The organism is Streptomyces sp. NPDC014907, assembly GCF_055562975.1.
The window spans coordinates 18083-44020 of record NZ_JBVHEG010000004.1 but is presented as its reverse complement, the minus strand read 5'-3'; the positions used below and the strand labels follow the sequence as shown (position 1 = coordinate 44020).

Annotated in this window: 23 protein-coding genes; 11 read left to right on the top strand and 12 right to left on the bottom strand. The window is 75.1% G+C overall.

The window, feature by feature from the left end; all coding sequences use genetic code 11:
- Positions 1–53: 53 nt before the first annotated feature.
- From ACZ3IL_RS12435 to ACZ3IL_RS12425, 3 genes are all read right to left on the bottom strand, one after another.
- Positions 54–1616, bottom strand: coding sequence for a mucoidy inhibitor MuiA family protein (locus ACZ3IL_RS12435; RefSeq protein ID WP_467389394.1), 1563 nt, complete (start codon positions 1614–1616; stop codon positions 54–56).
- Between the two features lie 5 nt (positions 1617–1621).
- Positions 1622–3703: a DUF4139 domain-containing protein gene (locus ACZ3IL_RS12430; protein WP_467389393.1), complete on the bottom strand. Its 2082-nt coding sequence runs from the start codon at positions 3701–3703 to the stop codon at positions 1622–1624.
- Between the two features lie 80 nt (positions 3704–3783).
- Positions 3784–6003, bottom strand: a complete 2220-nt coding sequence (locus ACZ3IL_RS12425; protein ID WP_467389391.1) for an alpha-N-acetylglucosaminidase — start codon at positions 6001–6003, stop codon at positions 3784–3786.
- A 381-nt stretch (positions 6004–6384) separates the two neighbouring features.
- Here ACZ3IL_RS12425 and ACZ3IL_RS12420 point away from each other — a divergent pair, with 381 nt between their 5' ends.
- Entirely contained in the window at positions 6385–7506 is a 1122-nt protein-coding gene (locus ACZ3IL_RS12420) for a chitinase (RefSeq protein ID WP_467389389.1), read from the top strand.
- A 747-nt stretch (positions 7507–8253) separates the two neighbouring features.
- Here ACZ3IL_RS12420 and crcB (ACZ3IL_RS12415) read toward each other — a convergent pair.
- The 6 genes from crcB (ACZ3IL_RS12415) to ACZ3IL_RS12390 all read right to left on the bottom strand — a co-directional run bounded on the left by crcB (ACZ3IL_RS12415) (position 8254) and on the right by ACZ3IL_RS12390 (position 14359).
- Complete coding sequence (gene crcB / locus ACZ3IL_RS12415; RefSeq protein ID WP_467389387.1) at positions 8254–8631, bottom strand: fluoride efflux transporter CrcB; 378 nt, start codon at positions 8629–8631, stop codon at positions 8254–8256.
- A 124-nt stretch (positions 8632–8755) separates the two neighbouring features.
- Positions 8756–9250 (bottom strand): fluoride efflux transporter CrcB, encoded by a 495-nt coding sequence (crcB, locus tag ACZ3IL_RS12410; RefSeq protein WP_467389385.1) that lies wholly within the window; start codon positions 9248–9250, stop codon positions 8756–8758.
- A gap of 204 nt (positions 9251–9454) precedes the next feature.
- Positions 9455–10609, bottom strand: coding sequence for a S1 family peptidase (locus ACZ3IL_RS12405; protein ID WP_467389383.1), 1155 nt, complete (start codon positions 10607–10609; stop codon positions 9455–9457).
- A gap of 248 nt (positions 10610–10857) precedes the next feature.
- The gene (locus tag ACZ3IL_RS12400) at positions 10858–11886 is read right to left on the bottom strand and encodes a sporulation protein (RefSeq protein WP_467389381.1); all 1029 of its coding nucleotides are present in this window, start codon (positions 11884–11886) and stop codon (positions 10858–10860) included.
- A 213-nt stretch (positions 11887–12099) separates the two neighbouring features.
- Positions 12100–13692, bottom strand: coding sequence for an MFS transporter (locus ACZ3IL_RS12395; protein WP_467389379.1), 1593 nt, complete (start codon positions 13690–13692; stop codon positions 12100–12102).
- 193 nt (positions 13693–13885) lie between these two features.
- Positions 13886–14359, bottom strand: a complete 474-nt coding sequence (locus tag ACZ3IL_RS12390; RefSeq protein ID WP_467389377.1) for a MarR family winged helix-turn-helix transcriptional regulator — start codon at positions 14357–14359, stop codon at positions 13886–13888.
- A 426-nt stretch (positions 14360–14785) separates the two neighbouring features.
- Between ACZ3IL_RS12390 and ACZ3IL_RS12385 the strand changes: the two genes are divergently transcribed.
- Together ACZ3IL_RS12385 and ACZ3IL_RS12380 are read left to right on the top strand one after the other, a co-directional pair.
- Positions 14786–17059 (top strand): catalase, encoded by a 2274-nt coding sequence (locus ACZ3IL_RS12385; RefSeq protein WP_467389375.1) that lies wholly within the window; start codon positions 14786–14788, stop codon positions 17057–17059.
- Between the two features lie 428 nt (positions 17060–17487).
- On the top strand, positions 17488–18702 hold the full coding sequence (locus ACZ3IL_RS12380) for a S8 family peptidase (RefSeq protein WP_467389373.1): 1215 nt from the start codon (positions 17488–17490) through the stop codon (positions 18700–18702).
- A gap of 145 nt (positions 18703–18847) precedes the next feature.
- Here the strand turns inward: ACZ3IL_RS12380 and ACZ3IL_RS12375 are convergent, their stop codons facing one another.
- Together ACZ3IL_RS12375 and ACZ3IL_RS12370 are read right to left on the bottom strand one after the other, a co-directional pair.
- Positions 18848–19933 carry an SRPBCC family protein gene (locus ACZ3IL_RS12375; protein WP_467389371.1) on the bottom strand — a complete coding sequence of 362 codons (1086 nt, stop codon included), beginning with the start codon at positions 19931–19933 and terminating at the stop codon, positions 18848–18850.
- 3 nt (positions 19934–19936) lie between these two features.
- On the bottom strand, positions 19937–20875 hold the full coding sequence (locus tag ACZ3IL_RS12370; protein WP_467389369.1) for a histone protein: 939 nt from the start codon (positions 20873–20875) through the stop codon (positions 19937–19939).
- Between the two features lie 204 nt (positions 20876–21079).
- Between ACZ3IL_RS12370 and ACZ3IL_RS12365 the strand changes: the two genes are divergently transcribed.
- From ACZ3IL_RS12365 to ACZ3IL_RS12330, 8 genes are read left to right on the top strand one after another with little or no spacing between them, the layout of a single operon-like run.
- The gene (locus ACZ3IL_RS12365; protein ID WP_467389367.1) at positions 21080–21448 is read left to right on the top strand and encodes a gas vesicle protein GvpO; all 369 of its coding nucleotides are present in this window, start codon (positions 21080–21082) and stop codon (positions 21446–21448) included.
- A 27-nt stretch (positions 21449–21475) separates the two neighbouring features.
- Positions 21476–21946, top strand: a complete 471-nt coding sequence (locus ACZ3IL_RS12360; RefSeq protein ID WP_467389365.1) for a gas vesicle structural protein GvpA — start codon at positions 21476–21478, stop codon at positions 21944–21946.
- 5 nt (positions 21947–21951) lie between these two features.
- Entirely contained in the window at positions 21952–22668 is a 717-nt protein-coding gene (locus ACZ3IL_RS12355) for a GvpL/GvpF family gas vesicle protein (protein WP_467389363.1), read from the top strand.
- Positions 22669–22719: 51 nt separating this feature from the next.
- On the top strand, positions 22720–22968 hold the full coding sequence (locus ACZ3IL_RS12350; RefSeq protein WP_467389361.1) for a gas vesicle protein GvpG: 249 nt from the start codon (positions 22720–22722) through the stop codon (positions 22966–22968).
- A gap of 45 nt (positions 22969–23013) precedes the next feature.
- Positions 23014–23439, top strand: coding sequence for a gas vesicle protein (locus tag ACZ3IL_RS12345; RefSeq protein ID WP_467389359.1), 426 nt, complete (start codon positions 23014–23016; stop codon positions 23437–23439).
- A complete protein-coding gene (locus tag ACZ3IL_RS12340) occupies positions 23436–24407 on the top strand; it encodes a GvpL/GvpF family gas vesicle protein (RefSeq protein ID WP_467389357.1) in 972 nt (323 codons plus the stop codon). Before ACZ3IL_RS12345 ends, ACZ3IL_RS12340 begins: the two co-directional genes overlap by 4 nt.
- Positions 24404–24619 carry a gas vesicle protein gene (locus ACZ3IL_RS12335; RefSeq protein WP_467389355.1) on the top strand — a complete coding sequence of 72 codons (216 nt, stop codon included), beginning with the start codon at positions 24404–24406 and terminating at the stop codon, positions 24617–24619. Before ACZ3IL_RS12340 ends, ACZ3IL_RS12335 begins: the two co-directional genes overlap by 4 nt.
- On the top strand, positions 24616–25038 hold the full coding sequence (locus ACZ3IL_RS12330) for a gas vesicle protein K (protein ID WP_467389353.1): 423 nt from the start codon (positions 24616–24618) through the stop codon (positions 25036–25038). The genes ACZ3IL_RS12335 and ACZ3IL_RS12330 overlap by 4 nt, the downstream gene beginning before the upstream one ends.
- 319 nt (positions 25039–25357) lie before the next feature.
- Here ACZ3IL_RS12330 and ACZ3IL_RS12325 read toward each other — a convergent pair whose 3' ends face one another.
- Positions 25358–25909, bottom strand: coding sequence for a YciI family protein (locus ACZ3IL_RS12325; RefSeq protein WP_467389351.1), 552 nt, complete (start codon positions 25907–25909; stop codon positions 25358–25360).
- Positions 25910–25938: the final 29 nt, after the last annotated feature.

Here is a 25938-nt window from a genome sequence, read left to right as displayed (position 1 = left end):
TGGCGGACGGGCGCACGGGAACGCCCCCGGCCCCGCCGTCTCCCGACCCGCCCTCAGATCCCCGTGACCCTGGAGGCGGCCGACAGTTCGTACACGAGCGTGACCGTGCGGCGGCCGCCGGGCGGAACGGAGACGGTCCAGCGGGCGATGCCCTCGGCGTCCACCGCGTCCGGCACCGGGGAGCAGGCCTCCTCGCGCAGGCGCACCTCCACCGCCGAGACCTCGGACACGGGGAGCCGCTCCCGCAGGACCACCACCCGCCCCCCCTCCTCGCCCGGGGCGGAGAACCGGGACAGGCGCAGCCGGACCGTGCGGGTGACCACGGTCCGCTGCGCGAGCCCGGCGGTGTCGCGGGACTCCTCGGCGTGCCGCACGACCCGCAGGTCGTCACGGCTGCCGAAGGCCAGCTCCGCCGGGGCGCCGGGCGCGGTGAAGTCCAGCGTGCCGCGTCCGGTGAAGCCGCCGCCGCGCACCAGGTCCACCGGCCCGGCGAGCAGCGCGTGCCCGGCCAGGTTGTCGAACCGCACGACCTGGGTGACCAGGGGCGACAGTTCGGGGGAGCAGGCGTACTCGCTGCTCGCGTCCGTCGTGAAGGAGGAGAGCGGCACGCGGTGCGCGCGGCCGTCCGCGGGCACGGAGACCGCCGGGGGAGCGCTCAGGACGCGGACCTCGCCGCCGTCGTCCACGCCCGGCAGGCCGGTCACCCGCGCCGGTCCGAGGTCCCCGGTCTCCTCCTCGCGCGCCTCGACGTCGATCGCGCGGCGCTCGGCGGCGGAGCGGTCCCTGAGCGTGAGCCGGTCCTCGACCAGGCGCGGCGGATCGGAGGCCAGGGCCGAGCGGGCCGTCGACAGCGTCAGCCGCACGTCCGACCAGTCCTCGCCGGTGCGCTGCCAGACCACGGCCCCGGTCTCCAGGGTCAGGGAGTCCCCGTCGAGCACGGCCCGGTAGGCGGGCCGCCACAGGGCGCACGGCGTGAGGTGGCTCAGGCGCAGCCGCGCGGGCCCGGCGGCCCCCGCCTCCACGGTCAGTTCCACGTGACCGACCAGCTCGGCGGGCTCCTCCTCGGCGGCGCGCAGGGCCCGCCGGGTCTCGCCGGTCTCTTCGGCGAGGGCGGACAGCCGCGCCTCGGCGGCACGGAGCAGCTCGGCGTGCGTGTCGCGCTCGGCGTCCACGCGGTCCAGCTCACGGGCCCAGCGCTCCCCCTCGCTCTCCCCGGCGCCGGCGCCCTCGGAGATCTCCCGCAGCAGGTCGGCGGCGAGCCGGCCGAGCACGTCCAGGCGGGTCCGCAGACGGTCCCGCCGCTGTTCCACGGCGCGCCGTTCCTCCTCCAGGGCGTGCGCGCGCCGGCGCAGGGGGGAGTCGTCGTCGGGGGAGGGGAGGGGGCCGCGCGGCGTCCAGGTGCGGACGATCCGTACGTCGAGCACGGTGGCCGGGTGGTCGGAGACCAGCTCGGCGTGGAGGGTGCGGTCGACGGCGAGCGCGCCGACCGGGCCGAGACGCAGCCGCTGGACGCCGGCCGCCAGGTCGAGGACGGCGGTGCGCTCGACGTGGGCGCGGTCCTCCAGGCAGGTGACGGCGGTGACGGGGAGGGGGATCGGCGGGGGGTGTGGGGACATGGTGGTCAGCTCCTGCGGTTGCCGCCGGCCAGGGCCTTGCCGGCCGGGACGCGGATCTCGTAGCCGCCTTCGAGGACGGCGGTGCCCCCGGCGGGGAGGACGACCCGCCAGACGCGGGTGCCCTCGGCGTGTTCCCCGGGCCCCGCGCCGTCCGCGTCCCCGGGCTCGGACCAGTCGGCCCGCTCCTCGATCCGCACGTCCGGCTCGGAGGTGACCGGGACCCGCTCGTGGACCTCGACGGTGGCGGGCACCGCCAGGCGGTTGGCCAGCTCCACGTGGACGCGGTGGTCGAGCACGGTGACGTTGTTGCGCAGCCCCGCGGTCGATTCGAGGAGGTGGGTGCGGCGCGTCACGCGAAGGGCCTCGGCCGCCCCCAGGCCCAGCCGGCGGACAGCGCCGGGGGCGAGCGTGGGGAGCGCGGCCGTCAGCAGGAACGCGTCGTCCACGGTGACCTCCACCGGCCCGGCGAGCAGGGCCCGGTCGGTGGCGTTGGAGACCACGAGCGTCGCGTACACGGTCTGCTCCACGGACGGCACGCAGAGGTACTCCGTGCGCAGGCCGACCGCGATCTCGCCGACGGTGACGGTGTGCCAGGTTCCGTCCGAGGGGACGTCGGCGCGGGCGACGGCGTCGAAACGCTGGTCGAACGAACCCGCCGACTCGCGGGGGTGCACGGCGTGTTCGGGCAGCGGCAGCGCGGACACCCTTTCCGCGCGGCGGCGGTACTCGGCCGCCACGGCGTCGGGGGACGGGGCGGGGAACAGCCGGCCCCGGCGCGGTTCCGGCTCGTCGGGGCCGCACAGGACCAGGGAGGCGTAGTCGAGCTCGTCGCCGCCCGGCCGGGGCGGGCCGGCCGGGGGCGGCGCGGCCGCACCACCGTCACCGGCTCCCTTGCCCGCGCGCCGCGGTACGGCCGTGTCGTCGGCCCCGGGGGCGAAGCCGTACGCACCGCCGGGAGCCCGGGGCGGTCCGGCGGGCGGCGGTCCGGCGAAGCCCGGAGCCGCCGGAGCCGGTGCGGGCGCCGGGGGAGGCGGCGGGACGGGGCCGCCCGCTACGGGCACGGCCGCGGGGCCTCCCGCGACGGGCGCGGAATCGTCCGCCGGGCCGCCGAAACCGGCGACGGGCACGGAACCGCCCGCCGGGCCGCCGAAACCGGTGACGGGGCGGGGCCCGGCCGCCTCGTACCCGGCGAAGAGGCCGGCGAGGCCCGCCGGGGGCTCGCGCCAGCCGGACGGCGCGGGGGCCGCCTGGCGGCGCCCGATCCGCAGGGAGCGCAGTTTCGGCAGGTCGGTGCGCCGCCGCAGGTCGGCGGTGGCCAGGGCGACCCGCACCCCGGTCCAGTCCTCGCCGGTGCGCTGGGCGACCGAGGCGCGCAGCAGCAGCCGGCCGCTGTCCTCGCCCCCGCGGTGGGAGAGACGGTAGGCCGGCACCCAGACGGCGCCCGGCACGCCGTACTCCACCTCCACCTCGACCTCCCCGCCGGTGGCGCCGGCCAGGGAGAGCACGGCGTGGACGCCGGTCTCCACGTGGGCCGGAGGGACGTCGGTGGAGGCCCGGTCGCAGCGGTCCGCGGCGACGTCCAGCTCGTGTTCGAGCCGGAGGACCTCCTCCTCCAGCCCGGCGAGGCGGGCGTGCAGCCCGGTCAGCCGCTCGTCCACGAAGTCGGCGAGCCCGAGCCAGGCGTCGACCGGGGTGCGGCGGTGCGCCTCGTCGCGCCTGCGGGGCGGCGGGACGGGGCGCAGCCCCCGTACCTCCTCGATCAGGTCCCGCTGCCGGTCCCGGCGCGCCCGGGCCGCCGCGCACGCGTCCCGCAGCCGCTCGACCTCGCGCCGCGGCCCGTCGGGGGCGGAGCCGTCGCGCGGCGCGGCCTCGACCTCCATCCGCGCCTCGGTGACCCGGGCCCCGGCGGCGCCCAGGACCCGGGCCCGCAGCGAGTCCGGGTCCAGCGTGCGCGGCAGGCCCGTCACCCGCACCCGGCCGTCCTCCGGCACGCGGCCCCGGGCCAGGCGGCGGCAGAGCGCGCCCCGCGCGTACACCACGACCGAATCGAGGACCGAGTCCCACTTCGGCGTCGTCCCGTCCGGCATGCGCCCGCCCCCCTGCGTCTCCGTGTCGACCGAAGCCTACGACGGGACGCCCGTGCGCAGGCTCCCGGTCCCGGAAACCGTCAGGACGCCGCCAGGGCCGCCCGCACCTCCTCCGCCAGGGCGTAGGGGTCACCGGTCGGCGCGGTCGGGTGGGGCCGGTGGTCACGGGCCCAGGCGTCGTCCCGCGCGAACCAGTCGACGGCGGCCGGGGTCCCGCCGGTCACCAGGGCCTCGTCGAGGGTCGCGAAGTAGGCGGCCCAGCGCGGTGCGTAGACTTCCCGGACGAGCCCGTCCCACTCCCGGTTCGCGTAGTCGCGCAACCCCGCCTCGCTCGGCCCCCGGCCGCCCCAGGTGGTCAGGATCGAGCGGGCGTCGTACTCCAGGCGGTCGCGTTCGGCGGGATCGGCGCCCCAGGAGCGGGCGGCCTCCAGCCACGGGCCGAGCAGGAACCGCCGGTCGGAACCGACGAGCCGCCCGAGCAGGTCCTCGGCGGCGTTCCACTCCCGCACCAGCGCCCGGAAGCGCTCCAGGTCCCCGGCCTCGTAGGCGGCCCTGACGCGCGGCAGCAGCACGCGGCCGCGGTTGGTGAGCGCCTGCCGCGCCACGTCCACGAGGTCGTGGCGGTACGCGTCCGTGGTCCGCAGCGCGGGGGCGACCCGGAGCAGTTCGGACAGGGCCCGCTCCACCGTGGCGGCGTCGTACCGCATGGCGGCCGGGCTCCAGCGCGCCGCCTTGTCGGCCGTCAGGCTCGGGCGCGCGGTGAAGAGGCTGTCCTGCGGCTCGCTCCACGTCCCCGTGGGCATGCTGTACGGGCCGAGCCGCAGCTGCTCCCAGGCGGCGGCGGCGTGCGGGTCGGCGCCGCCGTAGCGCCGGGCCGCGTAGCCGGCGAACCAGGCCCGCTGGTCGATCCGGCCCGGCTGCCAGGCGAGTTCGGTGAACAGGTCGAACCCGGCGGGGTTGCCGCCGGTGCCCTCCGGCAGGTAGGCGATCCCGCGCAGCGCGGAGCCGGGCCCGGCCAGCCACGCGTGGAAGCGGTCCACCCAGGCACCGGTGTTGGCGCCCAGGCTGGTGTGGCCGCCGAAGTTGGCGATGGAGCCGAAGGCGTAGGGCGTGCCGCCCCACTCGGTCTCGCGGTCGAGGCCGTCGTAGCGGTCGGAGAGTCCGTCGACGATCAGCACCCGGGCGCGGTCCACCCCGCCGAGGAACGCGGCGGTCGGATTGCGCTGCCAGCCGAGCATGACCCAGGTGGCGCCGGGGTGCGCGGTGTCCAGGGCCCGCTGGACGGCCCCGGCCGCCGAGGCGACGTCGACCGGACCCGGGGTGCCGCCCTCGTGCAGCAGGTCCATCTTGAACATGCCGCTGTCACCGAACCGCTCCCGCTGGACGCGGTAGAAGGCGGCGGCCAGCCGGCCGAAGACCGGGCCGGTCGGGTCCAGCCAGTCCGGCCGGTCGAACCCCACCCACTTGCCCTGGGGGACGGTGACCGCGCCCGGGTTCCGCGCGGCGAACCCCGGCGGCACCGTGCCGAAGTAGCCCGGGAGGACGGGGGTCATGCCGAGGGAGCGCAGGTGCCCCGCGATCCGGGCGCCCAGGGCCGCGCGGGCCTCGATCAGCCGTTCGGACACCGGCCCGGCGAAGCCGGACATGTTCTGCAGCATCCACCAGGCCTGGTGGGCGGGGCCGGGGAGCCAGTTCCGCAGCTCGGCGGCGTCGTAGCCGAACTCCTGGAAGGTCCGGTGGTACACGTAGTCGGTGCCGGTCGGGACGAACACCTCGTTCACGCCGTGCAGCGCCATCAGGTCGATGTCGCGGCGGTACGCGTCGAAGTCCCGGTACGCGCCCGAGTAGCCCTCGTCCGTGTCGTTCAGGGCGTAGCGGTGGGGCACGTTCGCCGACCGGGTGAGGGTCCCGTCGACCCCGGGGAGCGTGGCGGGCAGCCGTCCGAGGCTGTCGCCGGGCCATCCGACGTCGACCCCGGCGACCCGCTCCAGGTACCAGCCCGCCCCGGCGAGCAGCGTGGCCGGGGAGGTGCCCCGGATCTCGATCCGGCCCGCCGTGCCGGAGACCGCGAAGTAGTCGCCGGAGTCCGGCCGCTCGACGGGGACCAGGGCGAACTGCCGGGCCCGGGCGGCGAGCAGCCGTTCCAGGCCCGCCCGCGCGGGTGCCGTGTCGAAGGCGGGCGGGGCGGCGGCGGCACGGCCGCCCCACCGGGGAGGCGCGCCGGGCAGGACCGTCGCCGCGGCGACGAGCAGCACGACGGCGAGGACGTGACGACATCGAAGGATCGGGTGACGGACCATCTGCTTTCCTGCCCTCTGGTTCCCCGCTCGGAGGAGCGGATCGTCCGACCACTCTCCGGCGTTCCCGCTCCCGGAGGACGCAGGCGGAGCCGGAACCGGCGGGTGCTCATCCGTGCGGGTGAACGGGGACGGCGCGACGGTGCCGGGCGCGCTCCCGGACGGGCCCGTCGTCCGCGCCGGTGCCCGTCCGCCCTCTCCGGGGCGGGCGGCGGGCGCCTCCGTCCGCCGGGCCGCGAACGGGTCCGGAACACCGCCGCCCACGGGGTGACGGTGGCCAACTCCTTTCCGCGTCACCTTGGTTGACGAATGGTCTGGACCAACCTACGGTCGGTGGGAGCGCGCGCCACGCCCAGGACTCCCCCCACGTCCCAAGGAGCACGCATGCCAGGCCCCCGGATCGCCCGCGTCCTCGGAGCGGGCCTCAGCGCCCTGCTCGCAGCCGCCGCCCTCGCCGCACCCGCCGCCGCCGAGGGCGCGAAGCCCGTACGGACGGCCGCGTCCGCCCCGCCCCTCTCCGCCGCTCCCGCCGCCTCCTCCGCGAACGCGGACACCTGCGCCCTCAAACCGAAGCCCGCCGGAAAGGTGCTGCAGGGGTACTGGGAGAACTGGGACGGCGCCTCCAACGGCGTCCACCCGCCCTTCGGCTGGGCCCCCGTCGACGACCCGCGCTTCGCCGCCCACGGCTACAACGTCCTCAACGCCGCCTTCCCCGTGATCCGTCCGGACGGGACGGCGCTGTGGGAGGACGGCATGGACAGCACCGTCCGCGTCCCCACCCCCGCCGAGATGTGCCGAGCCAAGGCGGCCGGGGCGACGATCCTGATGTCGATCGGCGGCGCCGCGGCGGGCATCGACCTGAACTCCGCCGCCGTCGCCGACCGGTTCGTCGACACCCTCGTCCCCATCCTGAAGAAGTACAACTTCGACGGCATCGACATCGACATCGAGACGGGTCTGGTCGGCAGCGGCACCTTCGGCACCCTCTCCACCTCCCAGGCCAACCTGATCCGCGTCATCGACGGCGTCCTCGCCCGCATGCCCGCCGGCTTCGGCCTGACGATGGCACCGGAGACCGCGTACGTCACCGGCGGCAGCGTGGTCTACGGGTCGATCTGGGGCGCGTACCTGCCGGTCATCAAGAAGTACGCGGACAACGGCCGGCTGTGGTGGCTCAACATGCAGTACTACAACGGCAGCATGTACGGCTGCGCGGGCGACTCCTACTCCGCCGGCACCGTCGCCGGGTTCGTCGCCCAGACCGACTGCCTGAACAGGGGGCTCGTGATCCAGGGCACCACCGTCAAGGTCCCGTACGACAAGCAGGTCCCCGGACTGCCCGCCCAGCCGGGCGCGGGCGGCGGTCACATGGCGCCGTCGGCCGTGGCCCAGGCGTGGAACCACTACGGCGGGGCGCTCAAGGGCCTGATGACCTGGTCGGCGAACTGGGACGGCGCGAAGGGCTGGACGTTCGGCGACAACGTCAAGGCGCTCCAGGGTCGTTAGGACCGCTCCGTGAGCGCCGTTCGCGGCCGTTCGCGGAGGCCGGCGCCCGCGGGGCCGGCCCGTCGAATCCGACGGACCGGCCCCACGGGTCGCAGCGTCTCGGCCTCCGGCGGGCACGCCCGGCAAGAAGCCGTTGTCCTCTCCGCCCCCTCCGCCCCGGCCGGGCCCGTACTGGCCCATCGACCAGACGACCTCGCCCGGGACGCCGGCCCGTCCGGGCGGGACGACGTCCACCGCTCCCGACGCCCAGCCGACCGGCACGCGGTCCCTCAGGCCGAGGAGACCGCGGACGCGGCCGGACTGCCCCTCGCGCATGGGCACGTCCCCGATCCCGGCGGCGCCCGCCACCGCCACGGCGATCAGCGTCGACACGAAGGCGACGAGGACGCTGCCCTCCCGGACCTCCACCGCGAGGGGGCGCGACACCACGGCGGCGACCAGCGCCACCCCCGCCACCGCCGTGAGGAGGGGCGGTGTGCCGCGCCGGGCCGTGAACGCCAGGACGATCAGCAGCGCGACCGGTTCGAAGGCGCCGTACGCCGTGGGCGCGCCGTGGCCGGCGCGCAGGTGCACCGCCACCGTGAGGACCGGCGACGCCGCGCCGGCCACGAGCCCCGCCGCGGCCGTGCCCCGCTCCGCCGCCGGCCGGCCGTTCCGGCGGTCGCCCGACCGGGAGGCCTCGCGGCCACCGGGGCCCCCGTGCCCGGCGCCGTCCGCCCGGCGGTGGGGGCCGGGGGACGGTCCGGTTCAGGGGAACAGGGCCCCGGCGACGGTGAGCCCGGCGAGGACCGCGCCGACCCCGGCGACCACGGAGGCGACGACGTTGGCCGCGGCGAGGAGCTTCGCACCGGTCTCCGCCAGCCGCAGCGTCTCGTAGGAGAACGTCGAGTACGTCGTCAGCGCGCCGCACAGGCCGGTTCCCAGGAGGAGCTGCGCGGTGTGCCCGGCCGCGCCGGACAGGGCGGCTCCCGTGAGGAGGCCGAGGACCAGGGAGCCCGTGACGTTCACGGTGAAGGTGCCCCACGGGAAGGCGGTGCCGTGGCGGGCCCGGACGGCGCGGTCGGTCAGGTGGCGCAGGAGTGCGCCGACGGCGCCGCCGACGGCCACGAGGAGGAGGTCGTTCACCGCCGGACCGCCGGGGGGCCGGTGCCGGACCGGACGGACCGGACTGACCGGACGGTCCCGCCCCGGACCGGCCGGTGCTGCCGTGTGCCGGCGGCCGGGCGCGCCGCCGCCCTGGTGCGGAAGGTCATGCCGTGCTCCGGTTCGCCAGGAGGCGGCGCGTGCCGGACGCGCCGGCGCTCACCGCCGCCATCGCGGCGACGACGGTCGCCGCCAGGTAGGCGAGCGCGACGGGGGCGCGCCCGTCGCCGGCGAGGCGCGCGACGTCCGCGCAGTACGTGGAGAAGGTGGTGAACCCGCCCAGCACCCCGGTCCCCAGGAACGGGCGCACCAGGGGGTGGGCGGTGAAGACCTCCGTGACGGCGACCAGGAGGACGCCGATCATCAGGCAGCCGGCGGCGTTCACCGCGAGGGTCGTCCAGGGAAAGTCCCCGGCGGCCGTGGGGTACAGCCGGGACGCCCCGAAACGGGCCAGGGCGCCGAGCGCGCCGCCCGCCGCGACGGCCGCGAGGACGCCGTGGCGGGTACGGGCCGTCTCCCGGGGCCGGGGGGCGGCCTCCGGCGCGGCGACGGAGCCGGCCGGCCCGGACGCCGTGGCTCCCGGGGTGTCGTCGGAACGCATGCCTCTCCCTACGCGTGGTCTCCCGCACGCGCGCGTGCGGGACCGGTCACGAGCAGGGACCGTCGGCGGTGTGTCACCGCGGTTCGGGTACGGCGGGCCCCACCGCCGCGCGACGGTCCGGGGACGGTCGCGTCTCCAGGATACCGGGCGGCGGCGGGGCGTCCGCGGCTCGGCCGGTGTGCAGGGTCCGGCCGGTGCGCGGGATCAGGCGGTGTGCAGGGTCAGGCCGTAGCGGCCCAGGATCTCGTTGACCGGCTGGAACCAGGTCTCGCCGCCGGAGGAGCAGTTGCCCCAGCCGCCGGAGGTGACGCCCTGCGCCTGGTCGCCGCTGATGAACGCGCCGCCGGAGTCGCCGCCCTCCGCGCAGACGCTGGTCTTCGTCATCTGCTGGACGGCGCCCTGGCTGTAGTTGACCGTCTCGTTCTTGGCCAGGACCGTGCCGCAGTGCCACTTGGTGGTGGAGCCCGAACGGCAGATGGACGCGCCCACGGGCGCCTCGGCGGAACCACGCACCAGCCGGTCCGGGACGGTGCCCCAGCCGAGGACGACCGGGACGGTCCACCAGCCGCTGTGGATGCTCACGTACGCGTAGTCGTTGCCGGGGAACGAGGAGCCCTGGAAGGTGCCCATGGCGGAGCCGTCCCAGCCGCGCACCGCCGCTCCGGCCTGTCCGCAGTGCCCGGCCGTCACGAATCCGCCGTGCACGGAGAAACCGATCGAACAGCGCACGTTGCCGGTGTAGTACGGATCGCCTCCGACGGTGCCCGCCGCGTACGTACGGGGTGCGGCGGCCGCCTCGGCGACGGTGACCGGGCCGCCGGCGCGGGCCTTCTCGACGAAGGCGCGCACGGCGGGCGCCTCCTTCTCGGCGCGGACCACCGTGACGACGACGCTGTTGCTCCTCGGGTCCACGTGCCATCCGGCCACGCCCGCCGGGGCGGGAAGCGCGTCCAGGCGGGACTTGGCGCGGTCGAGGGCGGCGGCGCTGTGGCGGACGATCCGGGTGTCGGCGCCGAGGGCGCGCACCCCGGCCTCCTCGGCGCGATCGGTGACGGCGACGACGAGCCGCCCCGTCGCGGGCTCGAACCACGACCCCCCGTACGCGTTCCCGGCGGCCTGCCGGGCGGCCTTCTCCACGGCCGTGGCGGTCTTCTCGGCGCGCAGCCGTTCCTCGGCCTGCGAGGGAGTCAGGCCGAGGTCCTGCCGCAGGGCGTCGAGCAGCCCGGCCGAGGCCGAGGGGGAGGACGGGGACGGATCGGGGAGCGGGGCGGCGTTCGCGGTCCCGGCGCGGGCGGCGCCGAGACCGAGCGTGAGCAACAGGGCCGCGAAGGCGGCGCCCAGGGAGGTGGTGCGTTTCACGAGGCCTCCTGACGAGGGGGAGTCGAACGCGTGAGAGCGCTCTCAGGGAGCGTCGGCCGCCACGCTAGCGGCATCCTCTTGTCAGGTCCATACCAAAAACGAGCCGCCGGGTCCCGCCCTCCCCGCCGTGCCCCGAGGCGGACACCGGCAGGCGGGGCGCGTAACGAAAAGCCCCGCCCTCCGGGGCGGACGACGGCACCGCCGGCATCCGCCCCGGGAGCGCGGCCCCGCCCCGCCGCCGCGAGGGGTCACTCCTCGTCGTCCCCTTCCTCGTCCTCGTCCTCGTCCTCGCCCTCGAAGAAGTCGCCCACCTCGTCCACGACTTCGGCGGCGACCATGCCCCCGGCCACGCCGACGGCGAGCCCGGCCGCGCCGGCCGCGATCGCCGTGCCCGCGCCCGCGCGGTGTCCGTCCCCGTGGGGGTGGACGCCGTACCCGCCCCCGTGGGCCCCCTGCCCGAAGGGCGTCCCGCCGTCTCCGTACGCGTCCTGGGGGCGGTACGAGGTGTGGTGGTCGAGGAGCCGGCCGATCCATTCCTCCACCCGCGCGTTCCAGTCGGTCCGCCCGGCCTCGTCGTGGCCCACGGTGAAACGGGTGAGCGCGTCGTGGCCTCCGGAGAACGGTCCCCCGTGCTTGTCGGCCTCCAGGACGACCTCCAGGCCCGCCGGCCCGGCCAGGAACGTCAGCTCGATCTCGCCGACCCGGTGTGCGTATCCGGGGGCCGGGGTCATCTCGATCTCCTGGTAGAACGGCAGTCGCTGGCCGGTCCCGTGGACGCGGCCCAGTTCCAGGTCCGCCGACCCGAAGCCGAAGCCCAGTTGGCCGAAGGCCTCCAGGATCGCCTCTTGTGCGGGCAGGGGACGGACCGCGAGCGGGTCCAGGTCGCCCTTGTCCCGGGCTCCGGCCACGCCCAGTTCGGTCCGCACCCCCAGGACGACGCCCAGGTTCTGCCCGTGCAGCTCGGTGACCGGCGTCTCCCACGGCAGCGGGAACGAGAAGGGCACGCTGCGCCGTTCGTGCTCCGCCAGGCGGAAGTTCCCGCCGGCGACGTGCCGGTGGAAGACGACCGTGCCCTCCGCCTCGCCGTCCTCGTGTTCCGCCTCGACGCGGGCCACCAGTTCCAGGGTGATGTGCTCGATCGTGAAGCCGGCGTCACCTCCCCGGAGGTGGACCTGCCCGCCGAGGGTGCCGCCCGGGGTCACTGCGCCCGGATCGAGCACGGTGTCCACCGAGGGGGCCCCTACGCCGAGCGAGCCGAGCAGACGCTTGAACACCATCGGGCGTTCACTCCTTCATCCCACGTGTGCGGAACGGCGCTCCGGACCGCGCCCCCCATCATCTACATCAGTGTAGAAGTATAGGGGGGAGTGATCACCGCCCGGAACCGTGACGCCGGGCCGTGCGCGGCCGGCGGATCCACCCGCGTCCGTACGGTGCCGTCGGCGTACGGCCGGCCCCGCACCGCCCGGCCGGGCCGCCGCCCGCACTCCTCAGTGCCGGGGGGCCTCGGGGGCGCGCCGTACGCCCACCACGGCCAGGACGGCGCCGACGGCGCACAGCGTTCCGGTGGCGAGCACGGCGGTGTGCACGCCGTTCATGAACGCCCGCGCGCTGCCCTCGGCGACGGCGGCCCCGAGCCGCGCGGACATGTCGCCGGAGACCGGCGCGACCCCCATCGCCACCGCGTCCCGGGCCCCGGCCAGGCCCTCCGCCACGGGGGCCGGCACCCCGGCGGCGGAGAGTTCACCGGTCAGCGTGGCCCCCACCCGGCTGCTGATCAGCGAGACGAGGACGGAGGTGCCGAGCGCGCCGCCGATCTGCAGGGCGGTGGCCTGCAGGCCACCCGCCACCCCGCCTTCCTCGACCGGCGCGTTGCCGACGACGGCCTCGGAGGAGGCGGACATCACCATGCCGACGCCCAGGCCGAGCGCGACGAACGGCGGCCACATCACGGCGGCGGAGGAGTGCGCGTCCCAGGCGGACATGCCGAAGCAGGCGGCCGCCTGGAGCGCCATGCCGAGCGGCATCGTGAACCGGGGGCCGAACCTCTCCGTGAGCTTCGCGCCCAGGGGCGACGCGGCCACCGAGGCGAGGCTGAGCGGCAGTGTGCGCACACCGGCCTCGACGGGGGTGAGCCCCCGTACGTTCTGCAGGTACAGCATCACGAAGAAGATCACGCCGAGCAGGGCGAAGAAGTTGATCGCGGTGGTGATCACCCCGATCGTCAGCGCCGGGCTGCGGAACAACCGCATGGGGAGCAGGGGATGGGCGGTGCGGGCCTCGTACCGGCCGAAGCAGAGCAGGATCACGACGCCCGCGACGACGGCACCCACGGTGCCGACGGAGGTCCAGCCCCACGTCTCGCCCTTGACGACGCCGAAGACGACGGCGAGCAGGCCGGCGGCCAGCAGGACGACGCCCGGGATGTCGAAGCGCTCGTCCGCCGCGGCGGCGTTCCTGCTCTGCGGCAGCACGACGGTGCTGAAGACGAGCGCGACGGCACCGATGGGGGCGTTGACGAAGAAGACCGATTCCCAGCCGACGTGCTCGACGAGCAGTCCGCCGACGATGGGGCCGAGCGCGGTGGACACGGAGGAGACCATGGCCCAGACGCCGACGGCCATGCCGAACTTCTTCGGGGGGAAGACCGCGCGCAGCAGCGCCAGCGTGTTGGGCATCAGGAGGGCGCCGAAGACCCCCTGGGCGGCACGGAAGGCGATGACGCCCCCGATCGAGCCGGCCAGTCCGATGGCGACCGAGGCGACGGTGAACCCGGCGACGCCGACCAGGTAGCAGGTGCGCCTGCCGAAGCGGTCGCCCAGCTTGCCGCCCAGGATCAGCACGGCCGCCAGGGCGAGGAGGTAGGCGTTGGTCACCCACTGCAGATCGGCGGTGGAGGCGTGCAGGTCCCGGCCGATCTCCGGGTTCGCGATCGACACGACGGAACCGTCGAGTCCCACCATGAACAGGCCGAAGGCGACGGCGACCAGCGTGAGCCAGGGGCGGGAGCGCGGACCGCCGGGAACGTCCCGGGAGGAGGGGGGCGCGGGCGGGGCGGAGCGGTCCACGGACGTGGAGGGCATGGGAATACCTTGTCTTGACGGAGTGTCGGGGAGTGCGTCGGCGGCGCGACGGACCGGCGGCCGCGACGGGCGGGCCGGTGTGTGGCGACGGGACGGAACGCCGGCGCGTGATGACGGCGCGCGGGGGAACGGCCGGTCCGTGCGGCGCGGGGCGCGGGCGGGAGGGAATCCCGCGCGCGGTCCTTCCGCCGGTTCAGCCGGTCGTGGGACGGAGGTGCCGCGCCAGTGAGTGGAGCGCGCCCAGGGCCGAGCCGAGGGCGTCCAGCTCGCCTTCGGTGAGCGCGCGCAGCGCGTCGGCGACGTACGTGCCCTTGAGGCGCTGGACCTCGGCCAGGCGCCGTCGCGCCGTGGCCGTCGGGTGCAGGTGCGCGACCCGCTTGTCCGCGCCGTCCCGCCTGCGCTCCAGCAGCCCCTCCTCGGTCAGCCGGGAGACCAGGGCGCTGACGTTGTTCGGCTTCATCAGCAGGGCGTCGGCGGCCGCGCGGACGGTGATCCCGTCGTGCTCGGCCGCGAGCCGCAGCAGTGCCAGTTGGCCCTCGGGGAGCCTGGGGTGCGGGAAGTCCTGTCCGACGCGCCGGTCGAGGGCCCGTTGCAGCGCGGGCAGGCACGCCGCGAGCCCGGAGGCCACGCGGTCGATGTCCTGGGCGGACGCGCTGGGAGTGGGCATTTCCGCATGCTAGGTATGCGTGCATACCTATGTCAACATGGCGAACTCGTCCCGTGAGGCCCCGCCTCCCGCCGGGCGCGCGAACGTCTCGCGCGGCGCGCGGCGGCCACGGGCGGACCTTCGCCTTCCGGTTTCCGGGGCCGTTCGCGCGCGAGGCCGGCACGGCAGGTGTGGAGCGCGAACGAAAGGGCAGGCGGGGTGGAGCGAGCGGCCCGTACGGACGGCCCCGCGGCCCCCGGCCGCGGGCGGCGGAACCGTCCCGGCCACCCGCGCCCGCCGGCCGCCCGGCCCGCCCGCGCCGCCACGACCGGACGGAACGCCGACACGCCGACGCTGTGCCGTTGGACGGAGATCGGGAGCGCATGCGTTACGGCACTCCCGCGACCGGTCATGGCTACGGAGTCCCCGCCCGACTACGGAGGAACGATGTCCCACGAGAACCCCCTCAAGGCAGCCGTCAAGAAACTGACCGAGCCGCTCAGGGAGGACGGGCCCGCGGAGGGGGTACCCGGCGCTCCCTCCCCGGCGCCGGCGTCCCTGGAGGAACCCACCACGCCGCACGGGCCGCTGCCGCCCAAACCCGACCAGAGCGGCCCCGAGACGGTGAGCCCCACCGGTCAGCCCACCGGAGCGGAGCAGGCGCGGGTGGCGCAGAGCGGCTCCTACCTCACCACCGCGCAGGGCACCCGTCTGTACGACACCGATCACTCGCTCAAGGCGGGTCCGCGCGGGCCGGTCCTGCTCCAGGACCACCACCTGCGCGAGAAGATCATGCACTTCGACCACGAGCGGATTCCGGAGCGCGTGGTCCACGCGCGCGGCGCCGGGGCGCACGGCGTCTTCCAGTCGTACGGCACGGCGGCGGGCGTGACGAAGGCGGCGTTCCTCGCCCCCGACGCCGAGACCCCCGTCTTCGTCCGGTTCTCGACCGTGCTCGGTTCGCGCGGCTCGGCCGACACGGTCCGGGACACCCGCGGCTTCGCGACGAAGTTCTACACCGAGGAAGGCGTCTTCGACCTCGTCGGGAACAACATCCCGGTCTTCTTCATCCAGGACGCCGTCAAGTTCCCCGACGTCATCCACGCCGGCAAGCCCCACCCCGACCGGGAGATCCCGCAGGCCCAGAGCGCCCACGACACCTTCTGGGACTTCGTGTCGCTCCACACCGAGGCCCAGCACCACGCCCTGTGGAACATGTCCGACCGGGGCATCCCCCGCTCCTACCGGATGATGGAGGGCTTCGGCGTCCACACCTTCCGGCTCGTCAACGCCGAGGGCGCCACGACGCTGGTGAAGTTCCACTGGAAGCCCAGGCTGGGCGTGCACTCCCAGGTCTGGGAGGAGGCGCAGATCACGAGCGGCGTCGACCCGGACTTCCACCGCAGGGACCTCGCCGACGCCATCGAGGCGGGCGCGTACCCGCAGTGGGAGCTGGGCATCCAGACCTTCCCCGACACCCCCGACCAGACCTTCGAGGGCATCGACCTGCTCGACGCGACGAAGATCGTCCCCGAGGAGCTCGCACCGGTCCGGCCGATCGGCCTGCTCACCCTCAACCGCAACCCCTCCAACTTCTTCGCCGAGACCGAGCAGGTCGCCTTCCACGTCGGCCACCTGGTCCCCGGCATCGACGTCACCGACGACCCGCTGCTGGCCGGACGTCTCTTCTCCTACCTGGACACCCAGATCACCCGGCTGGCGGGCCCCAACTTCAACCAGATCCCGATCAACCGGCCGCACGCCCCGGTCAACGACATGCTCCGCGACGGCTTCCACCAGCAGGCCGTGCACACCGGCGTCGCGCCCTACAAGCCGAACTCCCTGGACGGCGGCTGCCCGTTCTTCGCGGGCGCGGACACCGGCGCCTTCGTCGAGGTGCCGGTCGAGGTCCCGGCCGGGCGCAAGGTCCGCGAGGCGCCCGCCTCCTTCGCGGACCACTTCAGCCAGGCCCGGCTGTTCTGGCTGAGCATGAGCCCGGTGGAGCGCGAGCACATCATCGCCGCCTACACCTTCGAACTCGGCAAGTGCTGGGACAACGCCGTCAAGGAACGCCAGCTGCAGGCCCTCGCCAACATCGACTCCGACCTGTGCGCCCAGGTCGCCGCCGGGCTCGGGATGTCCGTCCCCGCCGCCACCGAACCGGCGCCGGACGTCCGGCCCAGCCCCGCCCTCTCGCAGGTCGGGCAGGAGTGGCCGGCCGACGGAAGGATCATCGGCATCGTCTCCGACGGGGCCACCGACGCCGACGGCGTGCGCGCCCTGCGCCGGGCGGTGCTGGACGCGGGCATGGTGCCGCTGGTCGTCGCGCCCGCCGGCGGGCGGATCGGCGGCGACGCCGACCCGATCACCGTCCAGCGCACCTTCGCCACCGCGCGCTCGGTCGAGTTCGACGCCGTCGTCGTCGCCGGCACCCCCGTCCCCGGCGCCGACTCCCTGGGAGCGCGGGACGCCAAGGCCGGCGAGCCCGGCCAGGGAGGGGCGTCCGTGGACCCGCGCCTGGCGCTCCTCCTCTCCGAGGCGTTCCGGCACGCCAAGGCCATCGGCGGCTGGGCGGGCGCGGAGGCCGTCCTCGAAGCGGCGTCGGTGCCCACCGGCGCCCCCGGCGTGGTGCTCGCGGACAGCGGCGAGGCGGTCCTGGCGGGGCTGACCCCGCTCCTGGCCAAGCACCGCGTCTGGGACCGCTTCCCCACCACGGTCTGACCCCTCCGCGTCACCGGTGCGACCGCCGTCCCGCACGGCGGTCGCACCCACGGGCGGCGGACGGCGTGGAGGCGGGCCTCCGCGCGGGTTCCCGGGGCGCGTCCCGTCCGGTCACGGACGGGACGCGCCCCTTTCGCGTGCCGGCGCGGCCCCGGACCCTCGCGCCCCCGCGGGGGGCCGGGGCGTCCCGCAGGGGTGCGGCCCTACCCGCGGTGGTGATCACCGCCCACCGCGACTCGCGGACGCGCCGGGGGAGTCGTGAGGAGTTGTCCCCCCGCTTTCCAAGAAGTCCTGTCGAGAAGGTCATAGGCCTGTGAAGGCTCTTTGATTTGCACTCGTCAATCGGTCAGGGTTTCGGGCAAGCCGCCGGAGAGTTTCCCTCCGCCGGCCCGCCCCCCCACGAATCCTGACGAGGAGAGCCCTCTTCCATGGCAACTCACCAGCGTGCCCGCACGTTCAGGACCCTCGCCGTAGCGACCGCGATCGCCGCGGCCGCCGGAATGGCCGTCGCCACCGGTCCGTTCGCCGGCGCGGCCCCCGCCCCCGCTGAGGGAACCGTCCACGGCCTCGGCGCGCGGAACGCCGTGGCGGGCAGCTACGTCGTCCTGCTCGGCGAGGAGGCCGGCAGGTCCGGCAAGGCCGGCAAGGCCGAACTCGCCCGGGAGTACGGCGGCACGCTGCGCCGCAGCTACGACTCGCGGATCAACGGCTTCGCCGTCGACGGCCTCACCGAGACCGCCGCCAAGCGCCTCGCCGCCGACCCGGCCGTCGCCGAGGTGGTCCAGAACCGCACCTTCACCGTCAACGCCACCCAGGAGAACCCGCCTTCCTGGGGCCTGGACCGGGTCGACCAGACGGACACCGCCGGCGACCGGAAGTACACCTACCCCGACACCGCCGGAGAGGGCGTCACCGCGTACGTCATCGACACCGGCGTGCGCGTCGGCCACGGCGACTTCGGCGGACGCGCCGCCAACGGCTACGACGCCGTCGACAACGACGACGTCGCCCAGGACGGCAACGGCCACGGCACCCACGTCGCCGGCACCATAGCCGGGGCCGCCCACGGCGTCGCCAAGAAGGCGAAGATCGTCGCCGTCCGCGTCCTCGACGACAACGGCTCCGGCACCACCGACCAGGTCGTCGCCGGAATCGACTGGGTCACCAAGAACCACCGGGGCCCCTCCGTCGCCAACATGAGCCTCGGCGGCAGCGCCGACCCGGCCCTCGACGAGGCGGTGAAGAAGGCCATCGCCTCCGGCGTCACCTTCGGCGTCGCCGCCGGCAACGAGTCCTCCGACGCGGGTCAGGGCTCCCCGGCCCGCGTGCCCGAGGCGATCACCGTCGCCTCCTCCACCAAGGACGACCGGCAGTCCGCCTTCTCCAACTTCGGTTCCGTCGTGGACCTCTACGCCCCCGGCTCGGACATCACCTCCGACTGGAACGACAGCGACACCAGGACCATCTCCGGCACGTCGATGGCCACCCCGCACGTCGTCGGCGCCGCCGCCGTCCACCTCGCCGCCCACCCCGGGGCGACCCCGGCCCAGGTCGCCGCCGCCCTGACCGCCGGGGCCACCCCCGGCAGGATCGGCGACGCCACCCCCGGAACCGCCAACAGGCTCCTGAGGATCGTCGAGTGACCGACCCCGTCCGGCCACGGCCCGCCGCGCCCTTCCCGAGGGCGCGGCGGGCCCGCTCCACGGCGGGCCGGCCCCGGCGGGGGCGGGGGGTCGCGGGGACCGGCAGGGCGCGCCGGAAACGCGAACGGAGCCCGTACGGGGCGGCTCAGCGCCGGCCCCGCCTCCGGCCCGCGGGCTCCTCGTACGCGTCCTCCTCCTCGCCTTCCCCCTCGTACCCGTCCTGGTACGCGTCGTCCTCCTCGCCCTCTTCGTATCCGTCCTCCTCCTCGTACCCGTCGTCCTCCCCGCCGGGTCCGGCGTCCTCGTACTCCTCGCCGTCGTCCTCCCCGTACTCCTCCTCGTCCTCCTCGGCGGGCTCCCGCCCCTCTCCCTCCTCGTCCTCCTCCTCGCCGGTCCCGTCCGCCTCCTGCTCCTCCTCCAGGGCCTCCTCGTGCGTACGGACCACCTCGCCGTCACGGATCTCACCGCGCCAGCCCTCCGGCTCGTCGTCGGTGAGGGCGACGTGCCGGCGGAAGTGCTTCAGGTCGAGCCGGAGACGGCGGCCCTGGGCGCGCCAGAGGTTGCCCGTCTTCTCGAAGAACCCGGAGGGGTAGTACTCCACGGTGACCAGGACCCGGGTGAGGGACGGCCCCAGCTCGTGGAAGCTGACGCAGCCCTTGGTCGACCCCTTGGCCCCCTCGGAGGTCCAGATGATGTGCTCGTCGGGGACCTGCTCCTGGACCGTCGCCTTCCAGCCGCGAGTGGAGGGACCCACCTTGACCTTCCAGTCGCTGGTGGTCTCGTCGCCCCGCGAGACGTCGCGGACGCCCTTCGTGAAGCCGCTGAAGTCCTCGTACTGGCTCCAGTGGTCGTAGACCCTCCGGAGCGGAGCGCCCACGTCGATCGTCTCGACGATGCTGGTGATCTTCTGGGTCCCGCTCTTGCGCTTGCCCTTGCCCTTGTCCTTGCCGAACAGGCCCGAGGCGGTGTCGGTGACCTTGTCCTTCAGGCCACCGAGCGAGTGGCCCACCATCGCCTTGACGGGGGAGTCCCCCTGGAGCATGCGTCCGCCGATGTCGGCGAGGCCGCCGCCGTTGTCGGCCACGTCCTGGAGCCGTTCGGTGAGGTCCCCGAGGCCGTCCGTGGCCTTCTCCGCCAACTGCCCGGTCCGGGCGGAGACGTAATCGCCCACCTCGCCGAGCAGCTTGTCCAGTCCGGAGCCGGACTCCCGGGGCCGGTCTTCGCGTGCCATGGTCTACCTCCGCGCCGACGGCCTGCGCGCGGCCGTCTTCTTCGCGGCGGTCTTCCCGGCCGCCGGTTCACGGGCCGTGCTCTTTCCGGCAGCGGTCTTTCGGGCGCCGGTCCCGCCGGCCGCCCCGCGCGCCGCGGTCTTCTTCGCCGCGGTCTTCTTCGCCGCGGTCTTCTTCGCGGCCGTCTTCTTCGCCGGCGGGGTCCCGGCCGTCTTCTTCGCCGGCCGGGTCCCGGTGGTCTTCTTCGCGGGCGCGGTCTTCTTCGCGGGCGCCCGGCCCGCCTTCCCCGTCCCGGCCCCCTTCTCCGGCGCGGCGCCCTTCGCAGACGTCTTCCCGGTGGCCGTCGCGGGCTTCCTCGCCGCGGCGGTCCCGCGCCGTGCGGGAGCCGCCCCGCGCGGACGGGCCGCCGGGCTCCCACCGCCCCGTGCGCGGCCCGCTGCGCGCGAGGGCCCGCGCGATCCCCCGCCCCCGGACTCCGCGGGCTCGTCCTCTTCCCGGGTGCCGCCGTCTTCTTCCTCCTCCTCCTCCTCTTCCTCCTCCTCGTACTCGTCGGGCTCCGTTCCGTCACCCTCGTACGTGTCGTCCTCGTCCTCGTACGCCTGCTCCTCGTACTCCTGCTCCTCGTCGTCGCGGTCACCGAGCGCCAGGGTCCGCTGGTGGAGCGTGTCCGCCAGATCGGAGAGCTTGCGGTCGGCCGCCGCCCTGAGGGCCCGGCGGCCGGCGTCGAGGGCCTCGCCCCTGAGCTGGTCGCTCATCTCCGCGACCTGGGGTACTTCCTTGAGCCTGGTCAGGCCCTCCGTCAGGAGCTGCCGGGGTTCGAGGCCGAAGCGCCGGCCGGCCAGGTAGGTCGCCGCGGTGAACGCGAGGCGGCCTTTCTTCGTACGTCCCAGTACGTAGCCTCCGGCCACCGCGGCGGCCAGAGCGATCTTGGACGTGTCCTCCATGATCTTCGTCCCTTCACCGGACGCCCGTGGCCTCGCCGTCGCCCGTGCGGAACCCTTCGTGTCGGGCCGCGCGTCGGCGTGTGCGCCGGCGGAGAACGCCCCGCGCGGGCGGTGGGGGACGAGCCTGCTCTCCCGGGCATGGCATTTGCCCCTATACCATGAAATTCTAGCCATAACTGGCTATACGTCCTCTGGAAGTGCCTCATGGCCTCAGCAGACCCGGACCGCCCCCGACGGACCGCCCCCCACACCGACGACGAGCGACGGGAGCGGCCTTCCGCCCGGCGGGGACCGGCGCCGCGCCGGGCGAAACCCGTCGACGCGGGCTCGGCGATGAGTTCGGCCGCCACCCAACTGGCGAAACTGCTCGGCAGACCACCCGAATCCGTCTCCTCGCTCCGGCCCACCGACTCGGGCTGGGAGGCGCAGGTGGAGGTGGTGGAGCTGGAGCGCATCCCCGACACGACCAGCGTGCTGGCCAGTTACAAGGTCTCGCTCGACGAAGAAGGTGCCTTGATCTCCTTCGAACGGACCCGTCGCTACAACCGCGGAACGATCGACCGGCCGTTCTGAATCGGTCCGGTCGCGAAGGGAGGCACCATGACCATGGTGCCGCAGGGCGGCAGCACCGCCGGGAGCACGGGCTCCACGGGCAGTCTCTACGACGTCCTGGAACTCATACTGGACCGGGGCCTCGTGATCGACGTCTTCGTCCGCGTCTCGCTGGTGGGGATCGAGATCCTCAAGATCGACGCCCGGGTCGTGGTGGCCAGCGTGGACACATACCTGCGCTTCGCCGAAGCCTGCAACAGACTCGACCTCGAATCCGGCCGCAAGGCTCCCGCCCAGCTCCCCGAGGTCGTCGGGGACATGATGGAGGGCGGAGCCCGCGGCAAGTCCAGGGGCGCCCTCGGCGGAGCGGTCGACGCGGTGACCGAGTCCCTGACCGGGAAGTCCCGTCGCGACGGGGAAACCGACGAGGAAACCGCGGAGGAGCCGTACGAGGAGGAGCCCGCTCCCCGGCGCCGGCGGCCCCCCGCCCGGCGTCCGGCACGCCGTGAGAAGGAGTGACCGAGATGGCCCTCTACGTCTACGCCGTCACGGCGAAGGACCGCCCCCTTCCCGTCACGGACCTCTCCGGCGTCGGTGCCGATCCGTCCCCCGTGCGCGTCCTCACGGCCGGACCGCTGTGCGCCGTGGTCAGCGACGTCTCCGAGGAGATCCGGCCCAAACGGCGCGACCTGCTGATCCACCAGCGGGTACAGGAACGCCTCATGGAGGACGGCCCCGTCCTGCCCCTGCAGTTCGGCTACACCGCCCCCGACGACGCGACGGTCGAGCGGGTGCTCCGCGAGAACGCCGACGGCTACCTCGCCGCTCTGGAGCGGCTGGAGGGCTGTGCCGAGTACCACGTCAGAGCGACCCGGAGCGAGGAGGGGCTGCTGCGGGAGATCCTGCGGGACATCCCCGAGGCCCGGGAACTCAACGAGCGGATTCGCGCCGGTGACCCGGACCCCCAGCTCCCGCCGGCCCTCGGGCAGCTCGTCGCCGCGCGGGTGCGGGAGCGGCAGGACGCGCTCGCGGCCGGGCTGGTCGACGCGCTCCTCCCGTACGCCCGGGAGCACAGCCTCCGGCCGCCGTCCGGCGACGACTTCCTCAACCTCTCGCTCCTGGTGCCCGACGACCGGAGGGAGGAGTTCCTCGCGGCCCGGTCGGATCTCGCCCGGTGGCTCGGGGACGGGGTGGATTTCCGGCTGAGCGGCCCCCTGCCGCCGTACAGCTTCGTCCGGTGACGGACCCGCCCCGCCCCCCGGCCCCCGGGCCCCGGAAGGAGGAGGAAGAGGATGGGACTGCTGACACAGCTGCTGACCCTCCCCGTCGCCCCGGTGCGCGGCGCCGTCTGGGTCGCCCGGAAGGTCGTCGAGGAGGCGGAGGCGGAGTACTACGACCCGGCCCCCGTACGGCGGGAACTCCGGGAACTGGAGGACCGGCTCGTACGGGGCGAGATCGGCCAGGACGCCTTCGACCGGCGCGAGGACGAACTGCTCGACCGGCTGGAGGAGATCGACATCCGCCGGCGGGGCACGCCGTGACCGGGAACGCGACAGGGAAGCGAGGCGGCCGCCGTGTCTGACTCCATGCCCGACCGATTCGGGTCCGCCCCCTCCCGGGCGGCGCCCGTGCCCTACGGACCGGGTTCGTCCGCCAGCCTCGCGGACATCCTGGAGCGGGTGCTCGACAAGGGCATCGTCATCGCCGGGGACATCCGCATCAACCTGCTCGACATCGAACTGCTGACGATCAAGCTGCGCATCCTGGTCGCCTCCGTCGACAAGGCGAAGGAGATGGGCATCGACTGGTGGGAGCACGACCCCTCCCTCTCCTCGAAGCACACCGGCGGTCCGCTCGCGGAGGAGAACCGCCGTCTCCGCGCGGAACTGGAGGCGCTGCGCCGTGACGCCCTCGGCACCGGGGAGCCCCGGAGCGCGCGGGACGCGGAGGAGACGGCGCCGGACGACGGGACGGCCCCCGGTCGCGGAGCGCCCGGAAGGCGCGGGAAATGAACGGCCACGAGGACCTCACCTACGTCTACGCCGCCGCTCCCGCCACCCGGGAGCTGAGCGCGTCCCTCCGGGACGTCCGGGGCGTCTCGGGCGCCCCCGTGTTCCTGCTCGGCGAACGCGGCCCGGACACCGGGGCCGTGACCGGTCCCGGCGACCCGGACGCCGTCGCGTTCGTCGTCAGCCGGGTCGCGCCCCACGAGTTCGACGAGCGGACCCTGAAGGACCGCTTCGAGGACCTGGAATGGCTGGAGGGCGTCGCCCGCGCCCACCACGAGGTCGTCCAGGCCGTCGGCCGTCACGGCACCGTCCTCCCGCTGCGCCTGGCGACCGTCTACCAGAACGACGAAAGGGCCCGCCGGGCCCTCGGATCCCAGCACAGCGTCCTCGCCCGGCGGATCGCCCTGCTCCGCGACCGGAGCGAATTCGGCGTCAAGCTGTACGTCGCCCCCGCCGGCCCCCCGGACGGCGGCGACGGGACCGTCGCCGCCGGAGGGGCGGACCCGTCCGGCCCCGGCAGGGCCTACCTGCGCCGCCGCCTGGCCCAGCACGACGCCCGGGAGGACCGCTACCGGCACGCCCGGGAGGCGGCCGGACGGATCGAGGAGCTGGCCTCCCGGTTCAGTACGCACCGGGTCCGCCATCCCGCGCAGCGGGGTGCCCTGGCGGGCCCGGAGGAGAACGTCCTCAACGACGCCTACCTCGTTCCGCACGACCGGGCCGAAGGGTTCCGCACCGCGCTCGCGGCGGTGGCGCGGGACCTCGACGGCGTACGCGTCGAGGTGACCGGGCCGTGGGCCCCCTACTCCTTCGCCACACCGTCCGAGCCGTCCGAGCCGTCCGAACTCTCCGCGTCGTCCGGGCCGTTCGAACCCTCCGGGCCGTCCGCGCTCTCCGGGCTCCCCGGACCGTCCGGAGCGTCCCGGGCCCCCGAACCGCCGGCTCCGGGCCCGGACGGGAGGACGTCATGACCGTCGCCCGGCCCACCGAAACCCTGCCCGCCCGCCAGGTCGCCCTGGTCGACCTGCTGGACAGACTGCTCAGCGGGGGAGTGGTCCTCTCCGGCGACATCGTGCTGTCGATCGCGGACATCGACCTCGTCCGCGTCTCGCTCCGCGCCCTGATCGTGTCCGTCGACTCCGGATCGGACCCGCTGAAGCCCTTCGGACGGGAGCGGACGTGAGCGAGGAGGCCCCGGCCCCCGGGGAGCGGGACGCCCGCCCCGCGCGGGAGTCCGCCCCGCCGCGCGAGGTCGGGGACGCCCTGGGGAGCGCCTTCCGCCTCCTGCGGGCGCCGCCCGCCCCGGCCGACGGGGCCGCGCGTCCCGCGCGCAGAATCCGGGCCGACCGCGAGACCGTGGAGGAGGACCTGCTCAAACTGGTCCTCACGGTCGTGGAACTCCTGCGCCAGCTCATCGAACGGCAGGCGCTGCGGCGCGTCGACGCCGGCGATCTCACCGACGACCAGGAGGAGGAGCTGGGCGCGACCCTCATGGCCCTGCACGACGCCCTGGCCGACCTCTGCGCCGAACACGGCTACACGCTCCAGGACCTCAACCTGGACCTCGGCCCCCTCGGACCGCTGCTGCCGAGGGAGGACTGAGGGCCGGGGAGGAATCCCGCGCCGTCGCGGGACCGTCCCCGCCGTCCGCGAGGGCATATGCCCGAGGCTCTTCCGTGCAGACCCCTGGCGCACACCCGGGCGCCGGTGGCAGGGTGGTCGGCACGCGGTCCCCGCGCCCACCTCCGGAGGGACCGCCCCACGGGCCCGTCCGTCCCCCCGAACCGGCGGGTCCGCGCCCCCCTTCCCGCCTCCCCACGGGAAGGGGTCAGGCGTGTGCGCGGACCGGAACGGCCCGGGGTCACCCGGCGCTCCCGGGGGCGACCGCCCGCCGCGCGGCGCCTTCCGCCGGGGCGGGAGGTCAGGACGGACGGCCGCCGAACTGCCAGGCGTGCACCTCGACGCCGGCGTAGCGGTCCCGGGTGAGCACGGCGCCCGCGGCCTCCGGGTCCGGCGCCCGCAGCAGCGCCGCCGTGCCCAGCCACGCGGCGCCGTCGTCGGACAGCAGCGGCCCGTACGCGATCAGTTCGTCCCCGCCGCGCGGTACGGCGAGGTCGACCGCCTCCCCCGCTCCGAGGCCGAGCACCAGGTACCGGTCGTCGCCGTCGCGGCCCCCGGGGAAGTCCCACATGGTCCGCCCCAGCAGGTTGCGCCACCGGCGCACCATGACGTCCCGGTAGACGCCGGCCTGGTAACCGGGTTCCTCGAAGGCGAACGCGCGGGCGGCGGCCGCGTCGGGCAGGTCCACGATGTGCACGCTGCCCGTGGGCGTCTCGCGGTCGCCGGTGAGGGTCGGCCCCCGGGCGATCATCTCCGCCGCGTACGCGTCCATGTAGGACCAGTGCCGTTCCAGCAGTTCGAAGCGCAGTCCTTCGGAGCCGGCGCGGTCACGGTGGTGACAGAAGAATTCCATGCCCGCAGTCTGCAGGGGCGAACGCCTGT

What these genes read in the sequence shown, in the direction of transcription:
- ACZ3IL_RS12430 (WP_467389393.1), bottom strand. Translation starts at nt 3,703, where the DNA reads ATGCCGGACGGGACGACGCCGAAGTGGGACTCGGTCCTCGATTCGGTC.
- ACZ3IL_RS12370 (WP_467389369.1), bottom strand. Translation starts at nt 20,875, where the DNA reads ATGGAGGACACGTCCAAGATCGCTCTGGCCGCCGCGGTGGCCGGAGGC.
- ACZ3IL_RS12390 (WP_467389377.1), bottom strand. Translation starts at nt 14,359, where the DNA reads ATGCCCACTCCCAGCGCGTCCGCCCAGGACATCGACCGCGTGGCCTCC.
- ACZ3IL_RS12375 (WP_467389371.1), bottom strand. Translation starts at nt 19,933, where the DNA reads ATGGCACGCGAAGACCGGCCCCGGGAGTCCGGCTCCGGACTGGACAAG.
- ACZ3IL_RS12395 (WP_467389379.1), bottom strand. Translation starts at nt 13,692, where the DNA reads ATGCCCTCCACGTCCGTGGACCGCTCCGCCCCGCCCGCGCCCCCCTCC.
- ACZ3IL_RS12420 (WP_467389389.1), top strand. Translation starts at nt 6,385, where the DNA reads ATGCCAGGCCCCCGGATCGCCCGCGTCCTCGGAGCGGGCCTCAGCGCC.
- ACZ3IL_RS12380 (WP_467389373.1), top strand. Translation starts at nt 17,488, where the DNA reads ATGGCAACTCACCAGCGTGCCCGCACGTTCAGGACCCTCGCCGTAGCG.
- ACZ3IL_RS12325 (WP_467389351.1), bottom strand. Translation starts at nt 25,909, where the DNA reads ATGGAATTCTTCTGTCACCACCGTGACCGCGCCGGCTCCGAAGGACTG.
- ACZ3IL_RS12345 (WP_467389359.1), top strand. Translation starts at nt 23,014, where the DNA reads ATGCCCGACCGATTCGGGTCCGCCCCCTCCCGGGCGGCGCCCGTGCCC.
- ACZ3IL_RS12355 (WP_467389363.1), top strand. Translation starts at nt 21,952, where the DNA reads ATGGCCCTCTACGTCTACGCCGTCACGGCGAAGGACCGCCCCCTTCCC.
- ACZ3IL_RS12340 (WP_467389357.1), top strand. Translation starts at nt 23,436, where the DNA reads ATGAACGGCCACGAGGACCTCACCTACGTCTACGCCGCCGCTCCCGCC.
- ACZ3IL_RS12400 (WP_467389381.1), bottom strand. Translation starts at nt 11,886, where the DNA reads ATGGTGTTCAAGCGTCTGCTCGGCTCGCTCGGCGTAGGGGCCCCCTCG.
- ACZ3IL_RS12425 (WP_467389391.1), bottom strand. Translation starts at nt 6,003, where the DNA reads ATGGTCCGTCACCCGATCCTTCGATGTCGTCACGTCCTCGCCGTCGTG.
- ACZ3IL_RS12360 (WP_467389365.1), top strand. Translation starts at nt 21,476, where the DNA reads ATGACCATGGTGCCGCAGGGCGGCAGCACCGCCGGGAGCACGGGCTCC.
- ACZ3IL_RS12335 (WP_467389355.1), top strand. Translation starts at nt 24,404, where the DNA reads ATGACCGTCGCCCGGCCCACCGAAACCCTGCCCGCCCGCCAGGTCGCC.
- ACZ3IL_RS12435 (WP_467389394.1), bottom strand. Translation starts at nt 1,616, where the DNA reads ATGTCCCCACACCCCCCGCCGATCCCCCTCCCCGTCACCGCCGTCACC.
- ACZ3IL_RS12385 (WP_467389375.1), top strand. Translation starts at nt 14,786, where the DNA reads ATGTCCCACGAGAACCCCCTCAAGGCAGCCGTCAAGAAACTGACCGAG.
- ACZ3IL_RS12365 (WP_467389367.1), top strand. Translation starts at nt 21,080, where the DNA reads ATGGCCTCAGCAGACCCGGACCGCCCCCGACGGACCGCCCCCCACACC.
- ACZ3IL_RS12350 (WP_467389361.1), top strand. Translation starts at nt 22,720, where the DNA reads ATGGGACTGCTGACACAGCTGCTGACCCTCCCCGTCGCCCCGGTGCGC.
- crcB (WP_467389385.1), bottom strand. Translation starts at nt 9,250, where the DNA reads ATGCGTTCCGACGACACCCCGGGAGCCACGGCGTCCGGGCCGGCCGGC.